Annotated in this window: 7 protein-coding genes; 2 read left to right on the top strand and 5 right to left on the bottom strand. The window is 45.1% G+C overall.

The genetic code is table 11. The annotated features are described in order from the left end of the window. Window positions 1-1,095: glycine--tRNA ligase subunit beta (gene glyS, locus BCU12_RS17530; protein ID WP_102405544.1), on the top strand; the 1,095-nt coding region annotated here is incomplete at its 5' end. Window positions 1,096-1,312: 217 nt separating this feature from the next. Beyond that, entirely contained in the window at window positions 1,313-2,563 is a 1,251-nt protein-coding gene (locus BCU12_RS17525) for a valine--pyruvate transaminase (protein WP_102405543.1), read from the top strand. 39 nt (window positions 2,564-2,602) lie between these two features. Here the strand turns inward: BCU12_RS17525 and BCU12_RS17520 are convergent, their stop codons facing one another. The 5 genes from BCU12_RS17520 to dnaN form a co-directional block, all read right to left on the bottom strand. Continuing rightward, window positions 2,603-2,992, bottom strand: coding sequence for a hypothetical protein (locus BCU12_RS17520; protein WP_102405542.1), 390 nt, complete (start codon window positions 2,990-2,992; stop codon window positions 2,603-2,605). Between the two features lie 120 nt (window positions 2,993-3,112). Then, on the bottom strand, window positions 3,113-3,547 hold the full coding sequence (locus BCU12_RS17515; protein ID WP_102405541.1) for an Hsp20 family protein: 435 nt from the start codon (window positions 3,545-3,547) through the stop codon (window positions 3,113-3,115). A gap of 463 nt (window positions 3,548-4,010) precedes the next feature. Next, entirely contained in the window at window positions 4,011-6,428 is a 2,418-nt protein-coding gene (gene gyrB / locus BCU12_RS17510; protein ID WP_102405540.1) for a DNA topoisomerase (ATP-hydrolyzing) subunit B, read from the bottom strand. 18 nt (window positions 6,429-6,446) lie between these two features. Further along, a complete protein-coding gene (gene recF / locus BCU12_RS17505; protein WP_102405539.1) occupies window positions 6,447-7,526 on the bottom strand; it encodes a DNA replication/repair protein RecF in 1,080 nt (359 codons plus the stop codon). A gap of 30 nt (window positions 7,527-7,556) precedes the next feature. Continuing rightward, on the bottom strand, window positions 7,557-8,584 hold a 1,028-nt coding region (gene dnaN, locus BCU12_RS17500), incomplete at its 5' end, for a DNA polymerase III subunit beta (RefSeq protein ID WP_102405538.1).

Raw genomic sequence — 8,584 nt, 5'->3', positions numbered from 1 at the left:
CGTCTTGCTGATGCTGAGTTCTTCTTCAACACAGACCGTAAGCGTCCGCTGATCGACCGTCTTCCTGAGCTAGACCAAGCTATCTTCCAGAAGCAACTTGGTACTATCAAAGACAAAACAGACCGCATCACAGAACTTGCTGGCTACATCGCTGAGCAAATCGATGCTGACGTTGAGAAATCTAAGCGCGCAGGCCTACTGGCTAAGTGTGACCTAATGACATCAATGGTATTCGAATTCACGGATACTCAAGGTGTGATGGGCATGCACTACGCAACGCACGATGGTGAAGACGAGCAAGTAGCACTGGCACTTTACGAGCAGTACATGCCTCGTTTCGCGGGTGACACGCTACCAAGCACTGGCATTTCTTCAGCAGTAGCAATGGCAGACAAGCTAGACACTATCGTAGGTATCTTCGGTATTGGCCAAGCACCAAAAGGTTCTGACCCATTCGCGCTACGTCGTGCATCACTAGGTGTACTACGTATCATCGTTGAAAACGGCTACAACCTAGACCTAACTGATTTGATCGGTAAAGCGAAAGCGCTACTAGGCGACAAGCTAACTAACGAAAACGTAGAAGCTGACGTTATCGACTTCATGCTAGGTCGTTTCCGCGCATGGTACCAAGATGCTGGTTTCAGCGTTGATATCATCCAAGCGGTACTCGCACGTCGTCCAACTAAACCAGCTGATTTTGACCAACGTGTTAAAGCCGTTTCTCATTTCCGTGAACTGGAAGCCGCAGAAGCACTAGCAGCCGCGAACAAACGTGTAGGTAACATCCTTGCGAAATTCGACGGCGAACTACCAGCAGAGATCGACCTAACGCTTCTTCAAGAAGACGCAGAAAAAGCACTGGCTGAAAAAGTTGAAGTAATGACGGAAGCACTAGAACCAGCATTCGCAACAGGCAACTACCAAGAAGCCCTAAGCAAGCTTGCTGACCTACGTGAACCTGTTGATGCGTTCTTCGATAACGTCATGGTGATGGCTGATGACGAAGCGCTTAAGAGGAACCGTCTAACGCTACTGAACAACCTACGTAACCTGTTCCTACAGATTGCGGACGTTTCTTTACTGCAAAAATAGTCAGGAAGCTAACCGCTCGCTCAAAAGCAGCGGGTTACACTTCACTAGACACCTCTCAAAGCCCAACTCCGAGGAGTTGGGCTTTGTTTTTGTCTAAACTAAAAATAAGCTTTGCCTCATAAAGTCATTCCGCGGTATGTTCAACGATTACCCAAAACGGTGCGAACAACCGTTTCTCATATAAAAAGCACTCGCAATGAATTAGGTACAGTAAGTAATGCAATTTTCTAAGTTTGGTGAAAAATTTAATCAGTATTCCGGTATAACCCAGTTAATGGATGATCTAAATGATGGCCTTCGCACACCAGGTGCCATCATGCTCGGAGGGGGTAACCCTGCCGCCATTCCAGCCATGCTCGATTACTTTCGCCAAGCCAGTGAAGAGATGCTCGCCAGTGGAGAGCTTATTACGTCAATGACGAATTACGATGGCCCACAAGGTAAAGATATTTTTGTTAAAGGGTTAGCAAAACTGTTCAGAGAGACTTACGGATGGGACATATCTGAGAAGAACATTAGCTTAACCAATGGCAGCCAAAGTGGCTTCTTCTACTTATTTAACCTATTAGCGGGTCAACAGTCAGATGGCTCTCATAAAAAAATATTACTGCCCTTAGCGCCTGAGTACATTGGCTATGGGGATGCAGGCATCGATGAAGATATCTTTGTCTCTTACCACCCTGAGATTGAGATGCTCGATAATGGTTTATTCAAATATCATGTCGATTTTGAAAAGCTCAAAGTTGATGACTCAGTGGCTGCGATCTGCGCATCACGCCCAACCAACCCAACCGGTAATGTACTAACGGACGAAGAGATCCAGAAACTCGATACGTTAGCGCGTGAGAATAATATCCCGCTGATCATCGACAATGCTTATGGCCTGCCTTTTCCAAATATCATTTTTGAAGACGTAAAACCGTTTTGGAATGAGAATACTATCTTATGTATGAGCCTCTCAAAGCTGGGTTTACCGGGAGTACGCTGCGGCATTGTGATTGCGAGTGAAGAAGTGACTCAAGCACTGACCAATATGAATGGCATTATTAGCTTAGCGCCCGGCAGTATTGGCCCTGCGATCGCAAGCCATATGATCGAGAAAGACGATCTCCTAAAACTCAGCAGTCATGTGATCAAGCCTTTTTACCAGCATAAATCTCAGCGTGCGGTTGAACTGCTGCAAAACGCCATCACCGATCCTCGCTTTAGAATCCACAAACCTGAAGGCGCAATATTCCTTTGGCTCTGGTTTGATGAACTGCCAATCACTACGATGGAATTGTACAAACGGCTAAAAACACGTGGTGTACTGATAGTACCTGGCGAATACTTCTTCATTGGCCAAGAGGATGACTGGGAACATGCTCACCAGTGTGTGCGTATGAACTACGTACAGGATGATGAAATGATGCAAAAAGGCATCGACATAATTGCAGAAGAAGTGACTAAGGCCTACCAAGGTCAGTAAGCCTGAAAACAGCCCAAAGCCACTTTGGGCTGCTCGATTTTATAGCGCCGGAATGTCTTCACATTTGAAAAAGGCCGCTTCAACCGTCGAAGACCGCTCATAAACACCGCCAAACGATGATGATCCCGCAAACCCGCGATTAACATAATTGGCCCCGACTGCAGCGGCCTCTTCACCAAAGGTAGAGTTGATCTTCTGATCCGTATCCACGTCACTTGAACCAAGAGAAACAATCCCCAGAATACTCTGCGAATTGGGGTTAAACGCTGAGTGCCCTTTCAGCTGACAGTTCGCTGATTTTTCTAAATTAGAGTATGCGATTCGAATCGTTTCCCCATTCGTGGCGACATAATCCGAAGCAAGTGGCGCTACAAGGCTTGAGCAACCAGAGACAGCAATAACTAGCACCGTCAATACAACCTTTCTCATTCCATTATCCTAATCAATGTATTTTCGGGGCAGAAGGTACTGATTAGCGATGCTAGACACAACAAAAAAGAGCGCCAATAGCGCTCTTTCATCTTTCGCTCTCAATATTGAGAGGGTCGACTAGCTCTCAATAATGTTTTTACCATTAATGGCAATCTTACGTGGTTGCATCGCGTCTGGAATTTCACGGACTAAGTCAACATGAAGCAGACCATTTTCCATCGTTGCACCAATCACTTTTACGTAATCAGCCAGTTGGAATTTACGCTCAAAGTCACGCTCTGCAATGCCTTGATAAACGTAATTTTTCCCTTCTTCAGGTTTACGTTCACCACGAACAAGCAGCATGTTCTCTTTTTGAGTCAGGTCGATCTGCTCTTCAGAGAAACCGGCGACAGCCATAGTAATACGGTAATTATTTTCGTCTTGTTGTTCGATATTGTATGGAGGGTAACCGCCTTGAGTGTTCTTAGCGTTACTCGCTTCCATCAGATTAAATAGACGGTCGAAGCCAATTGCATTGCGGTATAAAGGTGAGAAATCTACGTTGCGCATAATACTATCCTCTTAAATTAAGCAATAGTCTCAGCTGTTGGGCATCGCGCCTCAAGCAGTCTGAGTCATTCAAACCTCATTCCTCGGGCACTGTTGCTCTGGGACATGAGTGAATGGATACATTAAATTGTGTGCGTCAAACGATATCCTCTCCTGAGCGATTCGTTATCGGCGGTCCAGAGTTCTGTTTCTTCTCTCATGAGCAAGACAGTCATCCTCTTCACAACTAGATATGTGGATTAAGCAAAATAGTTTCAAGGGACTATTTAAAATCATTTTACAATCCAATACTTTTCAATACCTTACAAACGAAAAAGCACCGCCAATAGGCAGTACTTTCAAATAATATAGGTTTCTTTATCGAAGATGGATTGGCTGAGTTCAAGAAGAAGGCGCGCAATTTATAAGTATAAATGAGCACCTTCGACGCAGAAATCAGTCAATCCAACAAAGAGAAAGTAATCTAAACGTCTAGGTTTGCTACTTTAAGTGCATTCTCTTCAATGAAGTTACGACGAGGTTCTACTTGGTCACCCATCAATGTCGTAAACAATTGGTCTGCGCCAACCGCATCTTCAATCGTTACTTGCATCATACGGCGAGTTTCAGGATCCATGGTTGTTTCCCACAACTGATCAGGGTTCATCTCACCTAAACCTTTGTATCGCTGTAGGCTTAGACCGCGACGAGATTCTTTGATTAGCCACTCAAGCGCTTCAACAAACGTCGATATTTCTTGTGTACGCTCACCACGCTTAATGTAAGCACCCTCTTCAATTAAGCCATCGAGAGCGTCTGAAAGATCGGCCAGTTTTGCGTATTCTTTCGAATTGATTAAGTCGATGCTCAGTAAGTGCTCGTGCGTCACACCGTGCGTACGAACCACAATCTTAGGAATGCTTAAACCTAGCTCAGCATGTTGCTCAACTTGCAAGCTGTATTGACTCGCGCCCGTTTCTTTCTCATTTAACTGTTCAACTAACTGTTTGCCCCATGCTTCAACGGCTGCTGAATCATGACACTGCTCAGCCGTTAGACGCGGCGTATAAATAAACTCATGAATCAATGCGCGCGGGTAACGACGGCTCATGCGATCCACCAGCTTAATACCAGCATTATACTGTTGAACCAGTTTTTCTAGCGCTTCGCCAGCAAAGGCTGGTGCTTCAGCATTAACGTGTAGTGATGCGTTATCAAGCGCTAAAGAAACTTGGTATTGACCCATAGCATCTTCATCTTTGATGTATTGCTCTTGCTTACCCTTCTTCACTTTGTAAAGTGGTGGTTGAGCAATGTAGATGTAGCCGCGTTCAATCAATTCTGGCATTTGACGGTAGAAGAATGTCAAAAGCAGCGTACGAATGTGAGAACCATCGACATCGGCATCGGTCATGATGATGATGTTGTGGTAACGCAGTTTATCTGGATTGTATTCGTCACGCCCGATACCACAGCCAAGAGCCGTGATTAACGTCGCCACTTCTTGAGAAGACAGCATTTTATCAAAGCGTGCTTTCTCAACGTTTAGGATTTTACCTTTTAGTGGCAAAATCGCTTGGTTCTTACGGTTACGCCCCTGCTTGGCTGAACCGCCAGCAGAGTCTCCTTCCACAATATAAAGTTCAGACTGAGCAGGATCTTTTTCCTGACAGTCGGCAAGCTTACCTGGAAGGCCAGCAAGGTCTAATGCGCCTTTACGACGAGTCATTTCACGAGCTTTACGAGCCGCATCACGAGCGCGCGCTGCATCAATAATCTTAGAACAAACAATCTTCGCTTCGCCTGGGTTCTCTACTAGGAACTCAGACAGCTTTTCACCCATTGCAGATTCAACCGCTGATTTCACTTCTGAAGAAACGAGCTTGTCTTTGGTTTGGCTTGAGAACTTAGGATCGGGCACTTTCACCGATACAATCGCTGTTAGGCCTTCACGAGCGTCATCACCAGAAGTGGATGTTTTCGCTTTCTTCGAGAAGCCTTCTTTGTCCATGAAGCTGTTCAGTGTACGCGTCAACGCCGCACGGAAACCCGCTAAGTGAGTACCACCATCACGCTGGGGGATGTTGTTAGTGAAACAATAGATGTTCTCTTGGTAACCATCGTTCCACTGCATTGCCACTTCGACAGAAATGCCGTCTTCACGTTCAAAGTCAAAGTGAAATACTTTCTGAATAATCGGTGTTTTGTTCTTATTTAAATAATCAACGAACGCCTGTGTCCCACCTTCATACATGAAGTGGTCCATTTTATCTTCTTCGCGCTCATCAATTAGCTTGATTGAAACGCCTGAGTTTAGGAAAGAGAGCTCACGTAGACGTTTTGCCAGAATATCGTAATGGAATTCGATATTGGTGAATGTCTCTTCACTTGGCCAGAAACGGATCTCTGTACCCGTACCGTCTGTCTTACCTGTTACGGCAAGTGGGGCCTGAGGTTCACCATGGTGGTATGTTTGTGTATGAATCTCACCACCGCGTTGAATGGTTAGCGTAACTTGCTTAGACAGTGCATTTACAACCGATACACCTACGCCGTGCAAACCACCCGAAACCTTGTACGAGTTATCATCGAACTTACCACCAGCGTGAAGTACCGTCATGATAACTTCGGCTGCTGATACTTTCTCTTCTGGGTGCAGTTCTGTTGGAATACCACGACCATCATCACGAACTGAAACAGAGTTGTCCTCATGAATAGTCACAATGATGTCATTACAGTGACCTGCCAACGCTTCATCAATTGAGTTATCCACCACTTCGAAAACCATGTGGTGTAGACCGGTGCCATCATCAGTGTCGCCGATGTACATACCCGGACGCTTTCGTACTGCATCCAGACCCTTTAGTACCTTAATACTCGATGAATCGTAATTTTCAGACATGAATTACTCTCTCGCTATTTATCCTTGCTCTATTGTGCCATGTTCCACATGAAACATCTTGCCGTTATTGTCATACATGTCGGCAATTTGGCTTTCTGTTATAGAGCTTACAAAAACTTGTGCCTTCGTCTCTTTTAAGCAGTCGGCTAGACGCTTACGACGTTGACTATCTAATTCAGAAGCAAAGTCATCAATCAAATAGATGCATTGCTTACCCGTCTTGTGTGTTAAATGCTGGCCCTGCGCAACTCGAAGTGCACAAACCATCAGCTTTAACTGACCACGTGACAGAACATCCTCAACCGGTGTTCCATTCACTTTAATCTTTAAATCGGCTTTATTTGGCCCACTGAAGGTGTAACCAAGCGCCTGATCACGGACAAAATTATCTTCCAGAATGCTCTGATAAGGTGTGGATTTCTCCCAACCGCGATAATAATTGACCTTGATTTCAAACTCAGGCAGAAATGCTTGGCAAATCTGCTCGGCGTGATTCTTTAACTCATCGACATACTCTTGTCGCCAAGCGTTAATATTTTCGGCTAAACGGGCCATCTCTTGATCCCAGTAACTGAGTTCTCGATAGGAAGTTGCCGTTTTTAATAATGCATTACGCTGCTTGTTGAGGCGCTTAAAACGTCCCCATGCATCGTAAAAGGCGGGTTCACTATGAAACACCCCCCAATCAATAAATGACCGGCGATGTTTCGGCCCATCCGTGAGCAATTCAAACCCTTCAGTATGAATCAACTGCAAGGGTAATATCTGAGCTAACTGCGCAAGCTTTTGCCCAGATTGACCGCTTATTTTAACCTCTGTTGTCCCATCACGCTGCTTATTAATGCCAATAGGTAGCTCAAATTGATCCGAGTTCAAAAAACGACCGTGAACAAACAGTTCCTCACACTCGTTTTTAATGATTCTGCCCGTTAAAGAGCTTTTGAATGAGCGACCGTGACCAAGCAGATAAACGGCTTCCAATACACTGGTTTTGCCGCTGCCGTTAGGGCCAATAAGAAAGTTAAAGCCTGTAGATAGTTCAATATCACAGGCTTCAATATTTCTAAATTGTTTGATAATAAGACGATTAAGAGGCATTTAAACCGCGCTATTCAATAAACGACTCATTTAGAGACGAATCGGCATAACCACGTACATGGCACTGTCATCTTCCGCGTTTTCAATCAACGCACTGGCATTGCCATCTGACATTGAGATAAGCACTTTATCGCAGCGCAGTGTGTTAAGAACATCTAGCACATAACTCACGTTGAAACCGATCTCTAAATCTTCACCCTGAAAATCCACATCCAGTGTCTCTTCGGCTTCTTCTTGCTCTGGGTTATTCGCCGTAATACGCATTTCATTATTGGCGAGATTCACGCGCACACCGCGGAATTTTTCATTCGATAAGATCGCTGCACGTGAAAACGCCTGACGCAATTCATCACATTCAGTAGTCAGTGTCTTGTTGGTATTTTGCGGCATAACACGGCGATAATCAGGGAAACGCCCATCAACAAGCTTCGATGTGAAGACAAAATTGTTGACTTCGGCGCGCAGATTAGAGCTGCCAATTTGAAGAACGACCGATTGCTCCGGTGCATCTAAAAGTTTGACTAGCTCTTGAACGCCTTTACGTGGAACAATAATTTGTTGGGTTTCAAACTCACCCACTAAAGTAACTTGTGAGACCGCCATACGGTGTCCATCGGTCGCGACCGAACGAATCGTGTTACCGTCAATTTCAAATAGCATGCCGTTCAAATAATAACGAACGTCTTGGTTCGCCATTGAGAACTGGGTTTTCTCGATCAGCCCTTTCAATTCGGCTTGAGTTAAAGAAACCTCAACGTCGCTTTGCCAATCTTCAATATTTGGGAAATCACTCGCGGGTAGCGTTGCTAGAGAAAAACGACTGCGCCCAGAACGAACTTGAACGCGATCGCCCTCAAGTACAACAGTGATAACAGAGCTATCCGGTAAACCACGGCAGATATCGAGAAACTTACGCGAAGGAACGGTCACACTGCCCGCTTCAAAGTCGCCCTCTAACGTAACACGGCTGATCAATTCGACTTCCAGATCGGTAGCCGTCATTGATAACACGTTGTCTTCTACTTTAATCAGTAAATTACCTAAAATAGGTAACGTTG

The sequence above is a fragment of the Vibrio sp. 10N.261.55.A7 genome (assembly GCF_002877365.1).
GTDB lineage: Bacteria > Pseudomonadota > Gammaproteobacteria > Enterobacterales > Vibrionaceae > Vibrio.
This window is presented reverse-complemented; position numbering and strand designations above follow the sequence as displayed.